Consider the following 17,550-nt stretch of genomic DNA (forward strand, 5'->3'; position numbering starts at 1 on the left):
CGGCCCGTCCCATATTTTTTAAAAAAAAAAAACCCCCCCCCCCCCCCCTCGCTCCTACAGGAGGTTAATGTTGGGTGTCGATAAGTGTTTAGTTAAATAACAGACTCGAGTTCGTCCGTTTCACTTAACAAACCATCTGACTGATGTTGCCACAAGCGGTAATACAGGCCTCTGCGTTCCAGTAGTTGTGCATGAGTGCCATCTTCCACTATTGCGCCTTTATCCAAAACGACAATGCGATCCAGATGGGCGAGGGTGGACAGGCGATGGGCAACAACCAATACCGTCTTGTCAGCCATGATGTCATCGAGGCTGCTTTGAATCAGGCTTTCAGTTTCCGAATCGAGGCTGGCGGTGGCTTCGTCGAGCACCAGAATCGGTGCGTTCTTGAGCAGCGCTCGGGCAATGGCGATGCGCTGGCGCTGGCCACCCGACAGTTTGACCCCACGTTCACCGATCAAGGCGTCGTAGCCTTCGGGCATTTGCAGGATAAAGTCGTGGGCGTGCGCCCGTTGTGCAGCTTGAGTGATTTGCTCCTCGCTGGCCTGCACGTCGCCGTAGCCAATGTTCTCGCGCAATGAGCGGTGGAACAGGCCTGGCTCTTGCGGGATCAAGGCGATATGCGTGTGCAGCGATTGCTGAGTCATGCCCAGAACATTGAGGCCGTCGACTTCAATGGTGCCGCCTTGCGGGTCATAAGCGCGCAACAGCAGGTTGAGCAGGGTGGATTTGCCGGAACCAGAGAGGCCGACAATCCCCACACGTTGCCCCGCCGGGATGTCCAGGTTGAAGTGGCGGAAAATCGGTTTACCGGGGTTGTAGCTGAAATCCACATCGCGAAAGTGAATCGCCCCCTTATCGATCAATGCGGGGCGGGCGTCTTTGCGGTCCGGCATTTCGTGAGGCTGGAGCAGGGTGTTGATGCTGTTTTCGATGTTGCCGATAAATTCGAAAAAGTGCATGAACTGCATGCTCAAAAAGCTACATTGCGCGACGATCATCAGCCCCAGCGTGGCCACCATCACCAGTTGTCCGACATCGATCTTGCCCAGATGCCACAGATACAGCGCCAGTGCCACCAGGCCCACGCGCAGCACGATAGACAGACTGTCTTGTAGCAGGCGAATTTTCTCCTGATAGAAGAAGGAGCGCTGTGCAGCCTTTTTTTCAGTGGACTGGTAGCGGCTCAAATAGCCGAGTTCGAAGTCTTGGCGGGCGAACAGGCGGATGCTGCTGAGGTTGCTCACCGCATCAACGATTTTGCCGGTGGTGACGCTGCGGGTTTTTGCGTGGTCATTGGCCAGCACCTGGGCCTTGCGCGATAGCACGTAGGCCAGCAGTGAATAGCTTACAACCCACACCAGCAGGCCCAGGCCGAGCCAGGGTGAGGCGAGGGTGAGCAGCACCAGGCTGGTGGTCAGCACCACCAAAATGGGCAACATCTCAACGATCAGCACCCACGTGGCGTCCAGCAGGCCGATGCTGCCCTCGCTGATACGCTGGGCCAGGCTACCGGCAAAATGCTCGCCGAAATAACGCGGTGAATGCTGTTGCAGCCAGGCGAACAGGTCGCGAGTGATCTGCATCTTTTGCCGTGGCCGTACCATGATCATGCAGAACGTTGCGCCGCGGGCAAAGACCATTTGCAAGACTGCCAGACCCAACAGCAGGCCCAGTGCCGGAGCGCTGGCCTGTACCAAATCCGTGTGATCCCACAGCCCCTCACTGACAGCGCCAGTGATGCGACCGATGGCGTAAGGCATGAGGGTGGCGGCCATGGCGGCGCCGATTTGCAGAAGGGCAATCGCCCAGTACCAGCCGGGGTATTGGCTGATGTAATGCCAGACAAACGCGGCGGGCCGTTTAGGTGGAACAGTGATAGTGCCAAACTCAGACATGACATCCCTTTACGTAGGCGCAGAATTGCAAACGCGCAAACGCAAGAAAGATTTGTGCCAAGTTGTAACGAGCCGCAAGAAATAATCAGATTTGCGTAAAACGCATGTAGTCACTGCCGCCGGCTGCGCTGGGGTGCGCAGCAGCGGCAGTGACTACAACTGGGGGGCAATCATCGGATCAGGCTTTGACGGCAATGCAGGCTCAGCCTGGCGCCACCGCCGATGCAGCTCCCGACTTCCAGGTCAAAACCGTGCAGGTTGACAATGGCGGCGACGATGGACAGGCCCAGGCCAAAGCCACTGTGCTTGTCATCACAGCGGTAGAAGCGCTTGAACACCGCCTCGCGCTCGGCTTCTGGAATACCTGGCCCGGTATCGAGTACTTCTATCAGCGGGCTGCCGTCTTCGTTCGCCGCGCGCAAGGTCACTTGGCCTCCCGGCGGGGTGAATTTGATCGAGTTGCTGAGCAGGTTGGCCAGTGCCTCAAACAGCAGGGCACGGTCACCGGTCATGCCGGGAAGTGTTGGAGGAGTGTCCAAAATCAACGTTACCTGTCCTTCTTCAGCCAGTGGCAGGTAAAAGTCGTACAGTTCTTGTAGCAGTGGCAGGGGTTCCAGAGGCAAGAAACCCGAGCGACGCTGGTGGTCTTCCAGCTCGGAAATCCGCAACAGCCCACGAAAGCGCGCCATCAACGTGTCCGTTTCGCCAATCACCTCATCCAGTTGCAGCGCCTCGGGTGATCCTTCCTCGGCTTGTTGCTGAATTCGGTACAACTGCGCCCGCAGGCGGGTGAGCGGCGTGCGCAGGTCATGGGCGATGTTGTCGCACACGCCTTTGACCTCGTGCATCAACCGCTCTATACGGTCGAGCATGGCGTTGACGATGGCGGCCAGCATGTCCAGTTCGTCCCGCCGGTTGGACAGCGGCAAGCGATAGGTCAGATCGCCCGAGACAATCGCTTCGGCACTGGCCTGGATCGCACGAATGCGCTGCAAAGGGCGACGGCGCAGCAGGTGCCAGCCGGCAATACCGGGGATGATGGTCAGCGACAGGCCCCAGAACAGCGCGTGCAGGATGATCCGCGTGACCGCGAACAGCGAGCCGTTATCGCGCACCAGTACCAGCAAGCGACCGTCGCGGGTGTGGGTGGCGACTGCGTCGCAACTGTCTTGCGGCAGGTTAGGGTCATCGGAGTTGATGCAGGTGGCCAGTTCGTGGATCTGGCCATCCAGCGGCAGGTCGGCAGGAATGGTCTGAATCGGCCCGCTGATGGGGCGGTGTTGCGCATCGAACAGTCCATAAGCATCAACTGTTTTCAGATCGAACGTCATGCTGGTGGTCAGCGCCTCATCCAGTTGCTCGCCATTGAAGCGAGCAAACAGGTGTTGGCGCTGCATCAGCGAATGCTTGGCCAGGTTGCCCAGGTAGTCCGATACTTCGTAATACAGCACCCCCATGAGGATGCAGCTCCAGGCCACGAACAAAAAACTGTACAGCGCCAGCAGTCGGCTGCTGGAGGAGCGCCAGCCCTTAGAGGGGTTCGGCAATGACATAACCCGAGCCTCGAACGGTGCGAATGAGGGGCACCAGGCCCGGTGGATCGATTTTCTTGCGCAGGCGGCCGATATGTACGTCGATCAGGTTGGTGCCCGGGTCGAAGTGGTAGCCCCACACTTCCTCGAAAATCATCATGCGCGAGAGGATTTGCCCCGTATTGCGCATCAGGAACTCGAGCAGCTTGTATTCGGTGGGCAGCAAGCTCAGTTGCTGTTCGGCACGGCTGGCTTCGCGGGTGATCAAGTTCAGTTCCAGGTCCGCCACGCGCAGCGAGGTTTCGTGCTTGTCGACCGGACTTTTGCGGCGCAGCAAAACTTCAACCCGGGCTGCCATTTCATCACTGGCAAACGGCTTGGTCAGGTAGTCGTCACCGCCGGCGCGCAAACCGCGTACCCGCTCGTCCACATCGGAGAGGGCGCTGATCATCAAAATGGGGGTGCTGACACCAATGGTGCGCAGTGTGGTGACAATCGCCAGGCCGTCCAGCTCGGGGAGCATGCGGTCCAGGGTGATCAGGTCGTAGTCGCCACTCACGGCGCGCACCAGGCCCTCTCGGCCGTTGGCGACCCAGTCAACTTCCAGCCCGTGGCTGCTTAATTCAGCCACGATTTCTTTCGCCGTTACGGCATCATCTTCGATGGTCAAAATGCGGGTCATACCGTCACCTGATGGGCGTTTGGGAGCAGTGAGCACATTTTGCCCACAAAAAGCTGAAACGTTTCTTAATTATTTTTCATGTTCAGCCCACAGTCAGAAAAGAGTAGTCGATATCGTGTTTCATGCTCGGCGTTGAGGTATAACGCGTCACCGCTTCTGATTCAGGACCCTTTGTTTATGCAAAACCCCACACAACGGCCGCTGTGGCAGATCTATCTGATCTTTCTTGCGCCGATGGTGCTGTCCAATTTCCTGCAGAGTTTTTCTGGCACGCTCAACGGCATTTACGTGGGCCAGTTGCTGGGGACTCAGGCACTGGCAGCGGTGTCGGGGATGTTTCCCATTGTGTTTTTCTTTATCGCGTTGGTGATCGGCCTGGGGGCCGGCGCATCGGTGCTGATCGGTCAGGCCTGGGGCGCGCGTGAGACTTCGATGGTCAAACAGATCACCGGCGCCACGCTGACTCTGGGGGCGTTGGTCGGGTTGGCCGCAGCGGTGCTCGGCAGCCTGTTTGCGCGCCCGGCAATGCAACTGTTGGGCACGCCTCTGGACGTGCTGGATGATGCCGTGGGGTATGCGCGGGTGATGATGCTGATCATGCCGCTGCTGCTGGTGTTTATTCTGTTCACGCAGTTATTGCGCGGGGTCAGCGACACGGTTTCGCCGTTGCTGGCGCTGATGGTTTCGACCACTGTGGGGTTGCTTCTGACCCCGGCGCTGATTCTGGGCTGGGCCGGACTGCCGCAGTTGGGTATCCAGAGCGCAGCGGTGGCGGGGCTGTTCGGTAACGTGCTGGCGATGCTGTTTCTGATCTTGCGCTTGCGTCACAAGCGCCACGTCATGGCCCCGGATCGCGAGCTATGGCAAGCGCTGCGGCTCAACCGTGAGATTCTCGTCAAGGTACTGCGCATCGGCTTGCCGACCGGCCTGCAGATGGTGGTGTTGTCATTGTCGGAGCTGGTGATTCTGGCGCTGGTCAACAGCCACGGTTCGCAAGCGACCGCCGCGTATGGCGCGGTGACGCAAATTGTCAATTACGTTCAGTTCCCGGCGCTGTCGATTGCCATCACTGCCTCGATCCTGGGGGCACAGGCGATTGGGGCCGGACGCATAGAGCGGATCGGGCCGATTCTGCGCACCGGCCTGTTGATCAACCTGTGCCTGACTGGCGCTTTGATCCTGCTGGGCTACGTGCTGTCCGACTGGTTACTGGGCTTGTTCATCACCGATGCGCAGGCGCACGTGCGTGCCGAACACCTGCTGCACATCATGCTTTGGAGCATTCTGGTGTTCGGCTTTCAAGCGGCCATTGGCGGCATCATGCGTGCCAGCGGTGTGGTGCTGGTGCCAATGAGCATCACCGTGTTCTGCGTGCTGTGTATCGAACTGCCGGTGGCATATGCCCTCAATGCGCACTTCGGCCTTGAAGGTGTGTGGATGGCTTTCCCGGTGACGTACATCGCAATGCTGATCATGCAGACCGCGTATTACCGATTGGTTTGGCGGCATAAACCGATTCAGCGTTTGGTCTAGGTGGCTTTTTGTCGGGCGGTGCTTAAGATGGCCGACACTTGACTGTCATCGGGCTGGGATAGGCGCCAATGTTGAACAAAGACACCATCTCTATTCACTTGGTGCGCGAAGCGCTGTTGCAAAGTTGTACCGCCACCGGCGGTATGCACGATGTGCTGCAAAAGGTCGGCATTGATCCGGCGTTGTTGGACGAGCCGCAGGCGCGTGTGCCGGCTATTGCCTATGCGCGGATGTGGCGGCTGCTGGCGCGGCGTCTGGATGACGAGTTTTTTGGCATGGACCCGCGCAAGCTTCGTGCCGGCAGCCTGGAGTTCATGTGTCGCGCGGCCATGGCGCAGCCCACGCTCGCGCAGGGCGTGGAGTTGGTGCTGGGGTTTTTGTCGTTGATGCTTGAGCGTTTACCGGCACGCCTGGTACGTCAGCAGAGTGTTGCCGAAATTGTGTTGCTGGAGCCGGACGGCCAGTCGAGCCGCGCCTTCACCTATTTCGCGTACTGGATGATCGTGCATGGCGTGGCCTGTTGGCTGGCGGGGCGACGGATCCCGATTCTGGCCATTGAGTTGCGGTGCGCGCAGCCAGATTACTGCGGCGACTATGAAGTGATGTTTTCTGACAACCTGCGCTTCGAGCGCCCGCGCACGCGGATGATCTTTGCGGCTGACTACCTCGACGCGCCGATCAAGCGTAGTAACGAGGAACTGCAACGCTTCCTGGCCCAGGCACCGGCCAACATCCTGGTCAAATACCGCGATCCGCAAAGTCTGGCGAGCCAGATCAAGCAGGACCTTCGACAATTGCCGGCTGATCAGTGGCCCGAAACCCAAGGCATGGCGCAGAGTCTGTGCATGTCGGCCTCAACCTTGCGTCGGCGTCTGGCGGAAGAGGGCCAAACCTTCCAGGGACTCAAGGATAGCGTACGCAAGGAGTTGGCGATTGGTTGGTTGGCTGAGCCGGATCACAGTTTTGCGGATATCGCCCTGCGTTTGGGCTTTGCCGATACCAGCTCGTTTTACAAGGCTTTCCGCAAATGGTCCGGCACCAACCCGGGGCACTACCGCAGTCTGATTCTGAGCGGTAGCTGAAGGCTTATTTATTGGCTTTGATGGTCGCTACATCATCGGCTTTGACTTTGATGTGCTTGCCTGCAATGTCCTCGAACTCATAAAAGCCGCTGGCACTCTTGGTGTTCGGCATGTCTTTGGTCAGGTACTGCGTACCGTTTTGCAAGGTCACCACAGTGGGGGTTGCGCAACCAGCCAGTGCCAAAACCGCCACCATGACCACAGGCAAACCGATAATGTTGATCTTCATACGACGTGTACCTTGAACTGTCTGCGAGTTAAGAGTTGAGCACGCTGAGCGCTAGCTTCAAATCAGCGTTGTTAAGGGCCGCTTTTAACAGCGCTTTATACCAACGAAACGTTGAGTATTGAAGCACGCTGTTACCGGTGAATCAGGTGTGCATGATCCCGAGTCATTTTTGCTCCCTGTCAGCGCAGCTCTGTGCGTTCCCTCCCTGAATATGGCCATCATTAGACGCTTTTTTTAGACTTGGTTCGCTTAGACCTACGATTAAAACGGAATTTTCGAGTAGGTAATGCATCTGTATCCCACTTTAGTGCATATATTTAAGCCGCACTTCTTTAAAAGGATGTTATTGGATGCCTCGTAGGCTAGTGGGAAAGTCGAACAAGACACTGCATGTGCGCGTACGGACCTTGCGTAATCGAGTGGGGTTGGCGTTTGTTGCAAGCTTGTCGGTGCTGGCGGGGATGACCGATGCCATCGGTTTTCTGGCGGTCGGTGATTTTATTTCGTTCATGAGCGGCAACACTACGCGCCTGGCTGTGGCCATTGCCGAGGGCGACACGCGGGTGATCGTGCGCCTGGGGTTTGTGGTGCTCGCGTTCGTCGCCGGGAATGCGTTAGGGGTGGTGTTTGGTCGCTGGGGCGGCCGTCGGGCCTTGCCTTTGCTGCTGCTGATATCCGCCTTGTTGTGCACAGCGGGGTTATTGCCGCCCCAGTCGCAGGTTGCGGCGTTGCTGACGGCGGTGCTGGCGATGGGCATGGTCAATGCGGCGGTTGAACAGGTCAATGGCTTGCAGGTGGGGCTCACCTATGTCACCGGTGCCTTGTCGCGATTTGGTCGCAGCGTGGGACGCTGGCTGTTGGGCGAGAAGGGGCCTAACTGGCGTCTGCAGTTGGTGCCATGGACCGGCATGTTGATCGGTGCGGTCGTGGGCGCAGGCCTGGAGTCGCGGCTCGGGATCCAGGCGATGTTGTGCAGTGCTGGTCTTGCCGCGTTGCTGGGGTTGATCTCGCTGAAAATCCCGCGCCGTTGGCAGCGGGATTACATGCCTGAATGAAGCTTTTTTTAACAATGCCGCGGGTGGCTCTGCCTGGCCTACGCCAGCACTGCGGCGATATCGATCAGCAGCCAGAGGCCGGGCGGTGCGTGTGCCCCGGCGTATCAGTTTATTTGCCGACTTTCTGGCAGAGCAGTGGCGCGAGACGCCCTGGGTGATAGACCGTTGAGTGATGCAACAAAAAGCCCCGAAGGTCATCCGGGGCTTTTTGTGGGGCGGACGCTATCAGCTGTAGCTGTTAACTTTGACCAGGGCTTGCTCGGTTTGAGCCTTTTCCCAAGTTAGCGTCAATGTATTGAGCACGCGCGCAATAAACTCTTTATCGGCAGCGGCTTTCTTGCCCACGTAGCCTTGGCCACGACGGTACATCTTGAGATGAGCTCGCATGTGTGGGCGATCTTTCTCGAATTGGGTTTCTTCCTTGCAGGCAACGACCGGTTCAATCCGTACATTGCCTTCGTTGCACACCCACAGAATGTGGTCGTTCAACGTGTCTTTCTGCTCAGCGAAGAGTTGAGCCAGTTCGTTAACAGTTGGTTGATTATTCAGGTTCATAGCTAACTCCTTGACCACTCGATGATCTGTCTAATTGATTCGCGCAACTGCTTATGCAGCGCTACGTAGTGTCCATCTACAGCAGATCTGGTCTTGAGTCCGGCAGATGTAGTAGTGAAATAAAACACTACAACATGCTGCTTGCAGCGAGGGAGAGCAACGTAAACCAGGATGCTTGAGCGACATGTCGCATCACCACAAGCCTCTTGAGGACGTTTCGCTAGCCTCTCACGCCTTGAAAACGGACGATCAAGCCAGGTCAGCTTCATCAATTCTGCCTTGTGGGCAGTACCTATCCCGGAACAGCCCGACAGCTCGTCGAGCATGCTTGCAACAACCCTTTCCAGCGCTTCCGGTGGGGAAGACGTCTGCATAATGCGTTGGGAAATTCGTGTCGTCAACAAATATGTAGTGTTTATTTTTGGTCACTACATTTGTGACTTGTGGGTCGTTTTTCTGCATGCCGGTCATCCGCCGCAAGGCTCTGTAGGACGCAACCGCTCTGTTAGTATCAGCCGCTCTGATCGTTATCCAAGAGGTGTTCCATGAGCGAGCCGATTCGCCTGACGCAGTACAGCCACGGAGCCGGATGCGGCTGCAAGATTTCGCCTCAGGTACTGGAGGTGATTCTGTCGGGGAGCGGGGCGCAACACCTCGACCCCAACCTGTGGGTAGGGAACGCGTCCCGGGATGACGCGGCGGTCTACGCACTGGACGAGGAGCGCGGCGTGGTCTCGACCACGGACTTCTTTATGCCGATTGTCGATGACCCGTACGATTTCGGCCGTATCGCAGCGACCAATGCCATCAGCGATATCTATGCCATGGGTGCCAGCCCGTTGATGGCGATTGCGATTCTGGGCTGGCCGGTGAACGTGTTGCCGCCTGAAGTGGCTCGCGAGGTGATTCGTGGTGGTCGCGCGGTGTGCGATGAGGCGGGTATCCCTCTGGCGGGCGGGCATTCGATTGACGCCCCCGAGCCGATTTTTGGCCTGGCCGTGACCGGTGTGGTCAACAAGCAACAGATCAAGCGCAACGATACCGCGACAGCGGGTTGTCTGTTGTACCTGACCAAGCCCCTGGGCATCGGCATCCTCACCACCGCCGAGAAGAAGGGCAAGCTGCGTGCTGAGGACGTGGGTGTTGCGCGCGACTGGATGTGCACCTTGAACAAGATCGGCAGCCAGTTTGCCAAGCTTGATGGGGTCAAGGCGATGACCGACGTAACCGGTTTTGGCCTGCTCGGACACCTGTTGGAAATGGCCGACGGCAGCCACCTGACAGCGCAGATCGAGTACGCCAGGGTGCCGCGGCTGGCATCGGTTGACTACTACCTCGAGCAGGGCTGCATACCCGGCGGTACAGGGCGCAATTTTGACAGCTACGCCAGCCAGTTATCGCCCTTGCACGAGACCCACAAACAGCTGCTGTGCGACCCGCAAACCAGTGGCGGCTTGCTGGTGGCGGTTAGCCCGGAGGGCAATCAGGCGTTCCTCGACCTAGCGCTTGAGCAAGGTTTGACCCTTGAGCCTATCGGCAAGCTGGTTGAGCGACAGGCCCACGCAGTCGAGGTGCTGTGATGGCTCAGGACATAAGCGATTTTCGCGAATTGTTTGTCACTGATCGTCCGATGATGGACACCCGCGCGCCGATTGAATTTCACAAAGGTGCGTTTCCGGGGGCGGTCAATTTGCCGTTGATGAACGATCGTGAGCGCGAGCGTGTGGGCACCTGCTACAAGCAACAAGGTCAGCAAGCGGCGGTGATCCTGGGGCATCAGTTGGTGTCTGGCCAGACCAGGGCCGAGCGTCTGCAAGCCTGGGCCGAGTTTGCCCGGGCCAACCCCGATGGGGTCTTGTATTGCTTTCGTGGCGGTATGCGCTCGCACATTGTCCAGCAATGGCTCAAACACGATGCCGGGATCGACTATCCGCTTGTCGCGGGCGGTTACAAGGCGCTGCGTACCTTTCTGATCCAGACCGTCGACGACGCCGTGGCGCGTTGCGACTTACTCGTACTCGGCGGGATGACCGGCACCGGGAAAACCGATGTGCTGTTGCAACTCGACAACGCCCTGGACCTCGAAGGCCATGCGAATCATCGGGGCTCTAGCTTCGGCAAGCGTGCGACCGGACAGCCGAGCAATATCGACTTCGAAAACCGGTTGGCAATTGATCTGCTGAAAAAGCGCAGCTGCGGGCATGAGCGTTTTGTAGTGGAAGACGAAAACCGCGCTGTCGGCAGTTGTGCCTTGCCGTTGACGCTCTACCAACGCATGCAGAGCGCACCGATGGTGTGGCTGGAGGACAGCGTAGAAAGCCGCGTCGAGCGCATTCTGCGCGACTATGTTGTGGGGTTGAGTGCCGAATTTGCCGTCACCAATGGCGAGCACGGCTTTACCCTGTTTTCCCGGCGGTTACTGGAGAGCCTGTCGAACATACAGCGACGCTTGGGCGGTGAGCGCCATCAGCGTTTGCAGGCGGTCATGCAGCAAGCGTTGCAAGAACAGGCCCATTGCGGCTCGGTGGATCTGCACCGGGTCTGGATCGAGGCCTTGCTGCGTGAATATTACGACCCGATGTACACCTTCCAGCGCGATAAAAAAGCCGCGCGCATCGCGTTCGCCGGTGATCAGGCAGCTGTCCTGGAATACGTGCGCAAAGCAGCCAACCCTTGATCCCGTTGGCTGCGATTTTTTTGATTGTGGAGATCAAAAGGTCGCAGCCTGCCAGCGTCTGAGTGTGCGGCATCCGATGACATCATTGGCCAAACCAGTCAGCCAGCTTGAGCGGTTTGACCATTGTTGTAGAGCCTCGCCAGGGCGATTATCAGCAGGACTTTTCACGGTTCCCATTCCTAAAAATAAAGACCGAGGGATTCTGCTGATGCGCGACTATCTGACCGCGATGAATGACTTTGACTACCAACGGACGGTGGCTGGTGCACTGAACGGCCATTTGTCTGCACTCAATGCCTGTGTTGAGTGCTGCGATCGCCATGCCTTGCCCGGTCGTATTGCGCTGTTCTGGGAAGGACGCGACGCCAGCAGCGCGAGCTACACCTTCACCGACCTGCAGGATAAAGCCGCGCGCTTTGCCAACTTCCTGCTGGCTCAGGGCGTAAAGCAGGGTGACAGGGTGGCCGGTCTGCTGCCGCGTAACGTCGAGTTGCTGGTGGTGGTTTTTGCAACCTGGCGCATCGGCGCGATCTATCAGCCGCTGTTTACTGCATTCGGGCCCAAGGCCATCGAGCATCGCCTCAACAGCTCAGGCGCTGCACTGGTGGTCACTGATGCGGTCAACCGGCCCAAACTCAATGAAGTCAATGACTGTCCGGCCATTGTTACGGTGGCTGGCGCCAAAGGCCAGGGACTGGTGCGCGGCGACTTCAGCTTCTGGGCTGAGCTGGACAACTATCCGGCCGTTTGTGAGCCGGTACTGTTGAGCGGTGAAGACCCGTTCCTGCTGATGTTCACCTCGGGCACCACAGGTCCGGCCAAGCCGCTGCTGGTGCCGCTCAAGGCCATTGTGGCGTTCCAGAGTTATACCCGCGATGCAGTGGATTTGCGCCCTGAGGATTCTTTTTGGAACCTGGCCGACCCAGGCTGGGCCTACGGCATCTACTTCGGGATCACCGGGCCGTTGTCGATGGGCCATCCGATCACGCTGTATGACGGCCCGTTTACCGTTGAGAGCACCTGTCGGGTGATCCAGAAGTACGGCATTACCAACCTCACCGGTTCACCGACGGCTTATCGCATGCTGATTGCGGCGGGTGAATCGTTTTCGAGTAAGATCAAAGGCCAGTTGCGCGCTGTCAGCAGCGCTGGCGAGCCGCTTAACCCAGAAGTGATCCGCTGGTTCGCCGACGAACTCAACGTCACGATCCACGACCACTACGGGCAAACCGAAGTCGGCATGGTGCTGTGCAACCACCATGGGCTGGAGCATCCGGTACACATGGGGGCTGCCGGCTTTGCCTCACCTGGCCACCGAATTGTGGTGCTCGATGACAACTATCAGGAACTGCCGGTAGGGCAGCCGGGGATTCTGGCCGTCGATCGCAGCCAATCGCCGATGTGCTGGTTTGGCGGGTATCAGGGCTTCACCACCAAAGCGTTTGTCGGCAATTACTACTTGAGCGGTGACACCGTAGAGCTGAACCCGGACGGCAGCATCAGCTTTGTCGGGCGCAGCGATGACGTGATCACCACCTCGGGGTATCGCGTCGGGCCTTTCGATGTGGAAAGTGCCTTGATCGAGCACCCGGCTGTGGTCGAAGCCGCCGTGGTCGGTAAACCCTGCCCTGAACGTACCGAAGTGGTTAAAGCCTTTGTGGTGTTGAGCCCGCAGTACCTGGGCGACGCGCAACTGGCCGAAACCCTGCGCCTGCACGTGCGCCAGCGTCTGGCGGCCCATGCATACCCCCGTGAAGTCGAATTTGTCAGCGAATTGCCGAAGACCCCAAGCGGCAAGTTGCAGCGCTTTATTTTGCGCAATCAAGAAATCGCCAAGGCTGAACAGGCGCAGGGCGCCAAGGTTACAGCCTGATATCGAGTAGTCAGGAATCCTTATGCACATTCAGAACAAGGTTTTTATCGTCACTGGCGGCGCCTCCGGTTTGGGTGCCGCCACCGCACAAATGTTGGTCCAGGCCGGTGCCAAGGTCATGTTGGTCGATCTGAACGCTGAAGCAGTGGCTGCCCAGGCAGCCAGGCTCGGGGTTCACAGCACCGTGGCGGACATCAGCCAGGCGGATGCAGCACAGGCGGCGGTCGATGCGACGGTAGCGGCGTTTGGCGCAGTGAACGGCTTGGTCAACTGCGCTGGTATTGTGCGCGGCGAGAAGATCCTCGGCAAAAATGGCCCGCATGCGCTGGAGAGTTTCAGCCAAGTGATCAATGTCAACTTGATCGGCAGCTTCAACATGCTGCGTCTGGCGGCGGCGGCCATTGCCGAAACGCCGGCGGATGCCGACGGTGAACGCGGGGTGATCATTAACACCGCCTCGGTGGCAGCCTTTGATGGGCAGATTGGCCAGGCAGCGTATGCCGCTTCCAAGGGGGCTATTGCCAGCTTGACCTTGCCCGCGGCTCGCGAGCTGGCCCGTTTCGGGATTCGCGTCATGACCATCGCGCCCGGTATTTTTGAAACGCCGATGATGGCCGGCATGACGCCTGAAGTGCGGGATTCTCTGGCCGCTGGCGTACCGTTCCCGCCACGCTTGGGCAAACCTGCCGAGTACGCACTGCTGGTGCGGCAGATTATTGAAAACAGCATGCTCAATGGCGAGGTGATCCGTCTCGACGGTGCTTTGCGCATGGCCGCCAAATAAGAGGTGTGAAATGACCAGAGTCGATGATCCGATTGTTATTGTCAGCGCAGTGCGCACGCCCATGGGCGGTTTTCAGGGCGACTTCAAAGGCTTGACCTCGCCACAGTTGGGAGCTGCCGCCATCAGCGCGGCCGTTGAGCGCGCGGGCATTACGCCGAGCAGCGTGGATGAAGTGCTGTTTGGCTGTGTACTGTCAGCCGGGCTGGGCCAGGCGCCTGCCCGTCAAGCTGCTTTAGGCGCGGGCCTGGATAAAGGCACGCGCTGCACCACACTGAACAAAATGTGCGGCTCGGGCATGGAAGCGACAATTCTGGCCCACGACCAATTGCTGGCCGGCAGTGCCGAGGTGATTGTGGCGGGTGGCATGGAGAGCATGTCCAACGCGCCGTACTTGCTTGATCGTGCGCGCAGTGGCTACCGCATGGGCCATGGCCGTGTGCTTGATCACATGTTCCTTGACGGCCTGGAAGACGCTTACGACCGTGGCCGCCTGATGGGCACCTTCGCAGAGGATTGCGCCCAGGCACATGGCTTTACGCGTGAGGTGCAGGATGAGTTTGCAGTGGCGTCGCTGACCCGCGCCCAGCAAGCGATCAAGAGCGGCAACTTCAGCGCCGAGATCGTGCCGGTACAGGTCACGGTCGGTAAAGAGCAGCGCTTGATCAGCGATGACGAACAGCCCCCCAAGGCCAATCTGGCAAAAATCCCGACCCTTAAACCGGCCTTCCGCGACGCTGGTACGGTGACTGCAGCCAACTCCAGTTCTATTTCCGATGGCGCCGCGGCGCTGGTGCTGATGCGTCGTTCAGAAGCACAAAAGCGCGGCCTCAAACCCTTGGCCGTGATTCATGGGCATGCGGCATACGCCGATGAACCTGGATTGTTCCCGACCGCGCCCATCGGCGCGATCAAGCGGTTGATGGACAAGACTGGCTGGGACCTGTCTGAAGTCGATCTGTTCGAGATCAACGAGGCTTTTGCAGTGGTAACGCTGGTGACCATGAATGAGCTGGGCATCCCCCATGACAAGGTCAATGTCTACGGCGGGGCTTGTGCACTGGGGCATCCGATTGGTGCATCCGGAGCACGGATTCTGGTGACATTGCTCTGGGCCTTGCGCCAGAAAAATTTGAAGCACGGCGTTGCGGCCATCTGCATAGGTGGCGGTGAAGCGACGGCGATTGCCGTGGAATGCCTGTATTAAGGAGTTTTATGCTGCCTACATCCGAACACCTGCAAATTCGCGAAGCGGCCCGTCAGTTTGCCCAAGAGCGTTTAAAGCCTTTTGCCGCTGAGTGGGACAAGCAGCATCGCTTTCCTCGTGAGGCGGTCAACGAGATGGCCGAGCTGGGTTTTTTTGGCATGTTGGTGCCCGAGGAGTGGGGCGGTTGCGACGTGGGCTACCAAGCCTACGCAATGGCCTTGGAGGAAATCGCCGCCGGTGATGGCGCGTGCTCCACGATCATGAGCGTGCACAACTCGGTAGGCTGCGTGCCGATTCTCAAATACGGCACCGAGCAGCAAAAGAACGAGTTTTTGCGCCCTCTGGCCAGCGGCGAGATGCTCGGTGCGTTCGCTTTGACCGAACCTCAGGCAGGCTCGGATGCCAGCGACCTGAAAACCCGGGCTCGCCGTGAAGGTGACCATTACGTGCTCAATGGTTGCAAACAGTTCATCACCTCCGGGCAGAACGCCGGGGTGGTGATCGTGTTTGCGGTAACCGATCCAGCGGCGGGCAAGCGCGGTATCAGTGCGTTTATCGTGCCCACTGATTCCCCGGGCTACAGCGTGGCCCGGGTTGAAGACAAGCTGGGGCAACATGCTTCGGACACCTGTCAAATCCTGTTTACCGACCTCAAGGTGCCCGTGGCCAACCGCTTGGGCGAAGAGGGGCAGGGCTACAAAATCGCCTTGGGCAACCTGGAAGGCGGGCGCATCGGGATTGCCTCCCAAGCGGTCGGTATGGCCCGTGCCGCCTTTGAAGCGGCCCGCGATTATGCCCGTGAACGCGTGACCTTCGGCCAACCGCTGGTTGAGCATCAGGCGGTCGCGTTTCGTCTGGCGGACATGTCGACAGAAATTGCTGTCGCCCGGCAAATGGTCCAGTACGCGGCAGCCCTGCGTGACAATGGCCAGTCGGCGCTGGTCGAAGCTTCGCAGGCCAAGCTGTTTGCCTCCGAGATGGCCGAGCGTGTGTGTTCCAAGGCATTGCAAACCTTGGGGGGTTATGGCTATTTGAACGACTTCCCGCTGGAGCGGATCTACCGCGATGTGCGGGTGTGCCAGATCTACGAAGGCACCAGCGATATTCAGCGCATGGTCATTTCGCGCAATCTTTGAATTGAGGACCTTATCGATGAGCTACGAAACCATTTTGTTGGACATTCATGGGCAAGTGGGCCTGATTACCCTGAACCGGCCGCAGGCGTTGAATGCCCTGAATGCGCAACTGGTGAGCGAAGTGAATCATGCACTGGACGCCCTCGAGGCGGATAACAACATTGGCTGCATCGTTATCACCGGCTCGAAAAAAGCGTTTGCTGCCGGGGCCGACATCAAGGAAATGGCGGAACTGACCTATCCGCAGATCTACCTTGAAGACCTGTTTTCGGACAGCGATCGGGTATCGACCCGTCGCAAGCCGATCATTGCCGCAGTGGCTGGTTTTGCTTTGGGCGGCGGCTGTGAACTGGCGATGATGTGCGACTTTATCCTGGCCGCAGACAATGCCAAGTTTGGTCAGCCGGAGATCAATTTGGGCGTTTTGCCGGGTATGGGCGGCACCCAGCGCTTGACCCGGGCGGTGGGTAAGGCCAAGGCCATGGAAATGTGCCTGAGCGGACGCTTCATGGACGCGGCTGAAGCCGAGCGATCGGGCCTGGTGGCGCGGGTGATTCCGGTGGATGATCTGCTGGAAGAAGCCTTGAGCGTGGCGGCAACCATCGCCAAAAAATCCCTGCCGGTGTTGATGTTGACCAAAGAAAGCGTCAACCGCGCGTTTGAAGTCAACTTGACGGAAGGCGTGCGGTTCGAGCGTCGAGTGTTCCACTCGTTGTTCGCCACCCATGACCAGAAAGAAGGCATGTCAGCCTTCGTTGGTAAGCGCGAAGCGCAGTTCAAGAATAACTAAACGCTGTCCGGTGATTCTGGTGTTGCTCCGGCCGTAGATATCCATTCGATGGGTAACGGCCACTTGGGGTACGCCCTTGCGGCGTGTCACTTTGCACATCTAGATCAACAGCCAGATCAGCTGCAGGGCAACTTGCTGGCGAGCTGTTTATTTGGCTGTTGCTTTAGTTTTTGATCTGTCTGCCCCTTCGGGAGAGCCACGATGGGCCATGGATGCCCGTGGCTGTTTGACAAAAGTGCCTCGCCGTATGAGCGAAACCCGTAGATCGCCGTTGCGCATTCAATGGATATGTACGCCAGCGGCAATGAAAGAATGATTGAGTACATATCCATTCGATGGGTAATGGCCATTTAGGGTTACGCCCTTACGGCGTGTCACTTTGCAAAAGCGGCAAAGTAACCATGGACTTGTTCCCTCGTAGCGGACGCCAAGAAGCGATATTTTAATCGCAATCTTGGAGGTACTTATGGCACAGCAAACTCGCCGCAGTTACACCGACGACTTCAAAGCTCAGGCAGTT

The 17,550-nt window shown here is 58.3% G+C and carries 15 protein-coding genes; 10 read left to right on the forward strand and 5 right to left on the reverse strand.

Annotated elements, in window-relative coordinates; genetic code table 11:
* Positions 1-92 precede the first annotated feature (92 nt).
* From NTD86_RS09225 to NTD86_RS09235, 3 genes are all read right to left on the reverse strand, one after another.
* Complete coding sequence (locus NTD86_RS09225) at positions 93-1,898, reverse strand: ABC transporter ATP-binding protein (protein WP_262201896.1); 1,806 nt, start codon at positions 1,896-1,898, stop codon at positions 93-95.
* A 170-nt stretch (positions 1,899-2,068) separates the two neighbouring features.
* Positions 2,069-3,451, reverse strand: a complete 1,383-nt coding sequence (locus tag NTD86_RS09230) for a sensor histidine kinase (RefSeq protein ID WP_262201897.1) — start codon at positions 3,449-3,451, stop codon at positions 2,069-2,071.
* Positions 3,429-4,112 carry a response regulator transcription factor gene (locus tag NTD86_RS09235; RefSeq protein ID WP_048369980.1) on the reverse strand — a complete coding sequence of 228 codons (684 nt, stop codon included), beginning with the start codon at positions 4,110-4,112 and terminating at the stop codon, positions 3,429-3,431. Before NTD86_RS09235 ends, NTD86_RS09230 begins: the two co-directional genes overlap by 23 nt.
* 177 nt (positions 4,113-4,289) lie before the next feature.
* Between NTD86_RS09235 and NTD86_RS09240 the strand changes: the two genes are divergently transcribed.
* Together NTD86_RS09240 and NTD86_RS09245 are read left to right on the forward strand one after the other, a co-directional pair.
* Positions 4,290-5,645, forward strand: coding sequence for an MATE family efflux transporter (locus NTD86_RS09240; RefSeq protein ID WP_262201898.1), 1,356 nt, complete (start codon positions 4,290-4,292; stop codon positions 5,643-5,645).
* Between the two features lie 68 nt (positions 5,646-5,713).
* Complete coding sequence (locus NTD86_RS09245; protein ID WP_262201899.1) at positions 5,714-6,727, forward strand: AraC family transcriptional regulator; 1,014 nt, start codon at positions 5,714-5,716, stop codon at positions 6,725-6,727.
* Between the two features lie 4 nt (positions 6,728-6,731).
* Here the strand turns inward: NTD86_RS09245 and NTD86_RS09250 are convergent, their stop codons facing one another.
* Positions 6,732-6,956 carry a YgdI/YgdR family lipoprotein gene (locus NTD86_RS09250; RefSeq protein WP_262201900.1) on the reverse strand — a complete coding sequence of 75 codons (225 nt, stop codon included), beginning with the start codon at positions 6,954-6,956 and terminating at the stop codon, positions 6,732-6,734.
* Positions 6,957-7,306: 350 nt separating this feature from the next.
* On the opposite strand from NTD86_RS09250, the gene NTD86_RS09255 reads away from it, so the two are divergent.
* Positions 7,307-8,011 (forward strand): YoaK family protein, encoded by a 705-nt coding sequence (locus NTD86_RS09255; protein ID WP_262201901.1) that lies wholly within the window; start codon positions 7,307-7,309, stop codon positions 8,009-8,011.
* Positions 8,012-8,236: 225 nt separating this feature from the next.
* On the opposite strand, the gene NTD86_RS09260 is transcribed toward NTD86_RS09255, so the two are convergent.
* The gene (locus tag NTD86_RS09260) at positions 8,237-8,566 is read right to left on the reverse strand and encodes a hypothetical protein (RefSeq protein ID WP_262201902.1); all 330 of its coding nucleotides are present in this window, start codon (positions 8,564-8,566) and stop codon (positions 8,237-8,239) included.
* 545 nt (positions 8,567-9,111) lie between these two features.
* Between NTD86_RS09260 and selD the strand changes: the two genes are divergently transcribed.
* From selD to NTD86_RS09295, 7 genes are all read left to right on the forward strand, one after another.
* Complete coding sequence (gene selD / locus NTD86_RS09265; RefSeq protein WP_262201903.1) at positions 9,112-10,146, forward strand: selenide, water dikinase SelD; 1,035 nt, start codon at positions 9,112-9,114, stop codon at positions 10,144-10,146.
* The gene (gene mnmH / locus NTD86_RS09270) at positions 10,146-11,243 is read left to right on the forward strand and encodes a tRNA 2-selenouridine(34) synthase MnmH (protein WP_262201905.1); all 1,098 of its coding nucleotides are present in this window, start codon (positions 10,146-10,148) and stop codon (positions 11,241-11,243) included. Before selD ends, mnmH begins: the two co-directional genes overlap by 1 nt.
* Positions 11,244-11,451: 208 nt before the next feature.
* Positions 11,452-13,116, forward strand: a complete 1,665-nt coding sequence (locus NTD86_RS09275) for an AMP-binding protein (protein WP_262201906.1) — start codon at positions 11,452-11,454, stop codon at positions 13,114-13,116.
* A gap of 22 nt (positions 13,117-13,138) precedes the next feature.
* Positions 13,139-13,900, forward strand: coding sequence for an SDR family NAD(P)-dependent oxidoreductase (locus tag NTD86_RS09280; protein ID WP_262201907.1), 762 nt, complete (start codon positions 13,139-13,141; stop codon positions 13,898-13,900).
* A 10-nt stretch (positions 13,901-13,910) separates the two neighbouring features.
* Positions 13,911-15,104, forward strand: a complete 1,194-nt coding sequence (locus tag NTD86_RS09285; RefSeq protein WP_262201908.1) for an acetyl-CoA C-acyltransferase — start codon at positions 13,911-13,913, stop codon at positions 15,102-15,104.
* Positions 15,105-15,112: 8 nt separating this feature from the next.
* Entirely contained in the window at positions 15,113-16,240 is a 1,128-nt protein-coding gene (locus NTD86_RS09290) for an acyl-CoA dehydrogenase (RefSeq protein ID WP_262201909.1), read from the forward strand.
* A 16-nt stretch (positions 16,241-16,256) separates the two neighbouring features.
* Entirely contained in the window at positions 16,257-17,030 is a 774-nt protein-coding gene (locus NTD86_RS09295; protein WP_262201910.1) for an enoyl-CoA hydratase, read from the forward strand.
* Positions 17,031-17,550 lie beyond the last annotated feature (520 nt).

This window comes from Pseudomonas sp. 7P_10.2_Bac1 (assembly GCF_025465935.1).
GTDB lineage: Bacteria > Pseudomonadota > Gammaproteobacteria > Pseudomonadales > Pseudomonadaceae > Aquipseudomonas.

Coding starts and splice junctions, on each gene's coding strand:
- NTD86_RS09225 (WP_262201896.1), bottom strand. CDS start 1,898: ATGTCTGAGTTTGGCACTATCACTGTTCCACCTAAACGGCCCGCCGCG.
- NTD86_RS09230 (WP_262201897.1), bottom strand. CDS start 3,451: ATGTCATTGCCGAACCCCTCTAAGGGCTGGCGCTCCTCCAGCAGCCGA.
- NTD86_RS09235 (WP_048369980.1), bottom strand. CDS start 4,112: ATGACCCGCATTTTGACCATCGAAGATGATGCCGTAACGGCGAAAGAA.
- NTD86_RS09240 (WP_262201898.1), top strand. CDS start 4,290: ATGCAAAACCCCACACAACGGCCGCTGTGGCAGATCTATCTGATCTTT.
- NTD86_RS09245 (WP_262201899.1), top strand. CDS start 5,714: ATGTTGAACAAAGACACCATCTCTATTCACTTGGTGCGCGAAGCGCTG.
- NTD86_RS09250 (WP_262201900.1), bottom strand. CDS start 6,956: ATGAAGATCAACATTATCGGTTTGCCTGTGGTCATGGTGGCGGTTTTG.
- NTD86_RS09255 (WP_262201901.1), top strand. CDS start 7,307: ATGCCTCGTAGGCTAGTGGGAAAGTCGAACAAGACACTGCATGTGCGC.
- NTD86_RS09260 (WP_262201902.1), bottom strand. CDS start 8,566: ATGAACCTGAATAATCAACCAACTGTTAACGAACTGGCTCAACTCTTC.
- selD (WP_262201903.1), top strand. CDS start 9,112: ATGAGCGAGCCGATTCGCCTGACGCAGTACAGCCACGGAGCCGGATGC.
- mnmH (WP_262201905.1), top strand. CDS start 10,146: ATGGCTCAGGACATAAGCGATTTTCGCGAATTGTTTGTCACTGATCGT.
- NTD86_RS09275 (WP_262201906.1), top strand. CDS start 11,452: ATGCGCGACTATCTGACCGCGATGAATGACTTTGACTACCAACGGACG.
- NTD86_RS09280 (WP_262201907.1), top strand. CDS start 13,139: ATGCACATTCAGAACAAGGTTTTTATCGTCACTGGCGGCGCCTCCGGT.
- NTD86_RS09285 (WP_262201908.1), top strand. CDS start 13,911: ATGACCAGAGTCGATGATCCGATTGTTATTGTCAGCGCAGTGCGCACG.
- NTD86_RS09290 (WP_262201909.1), top strand. CDS start 15,113: ATGCTGCCTACATCCGAACACCTGCAAATTCGCGAAGCGGCCCGTCAG.
- NTD86_RS09295 (WP_262201910.1), top strand. CDS start 16,257: ATGAGCTACGAAACCATTTTGTTGGACATTCATGGGCAAGTGGGCCTG.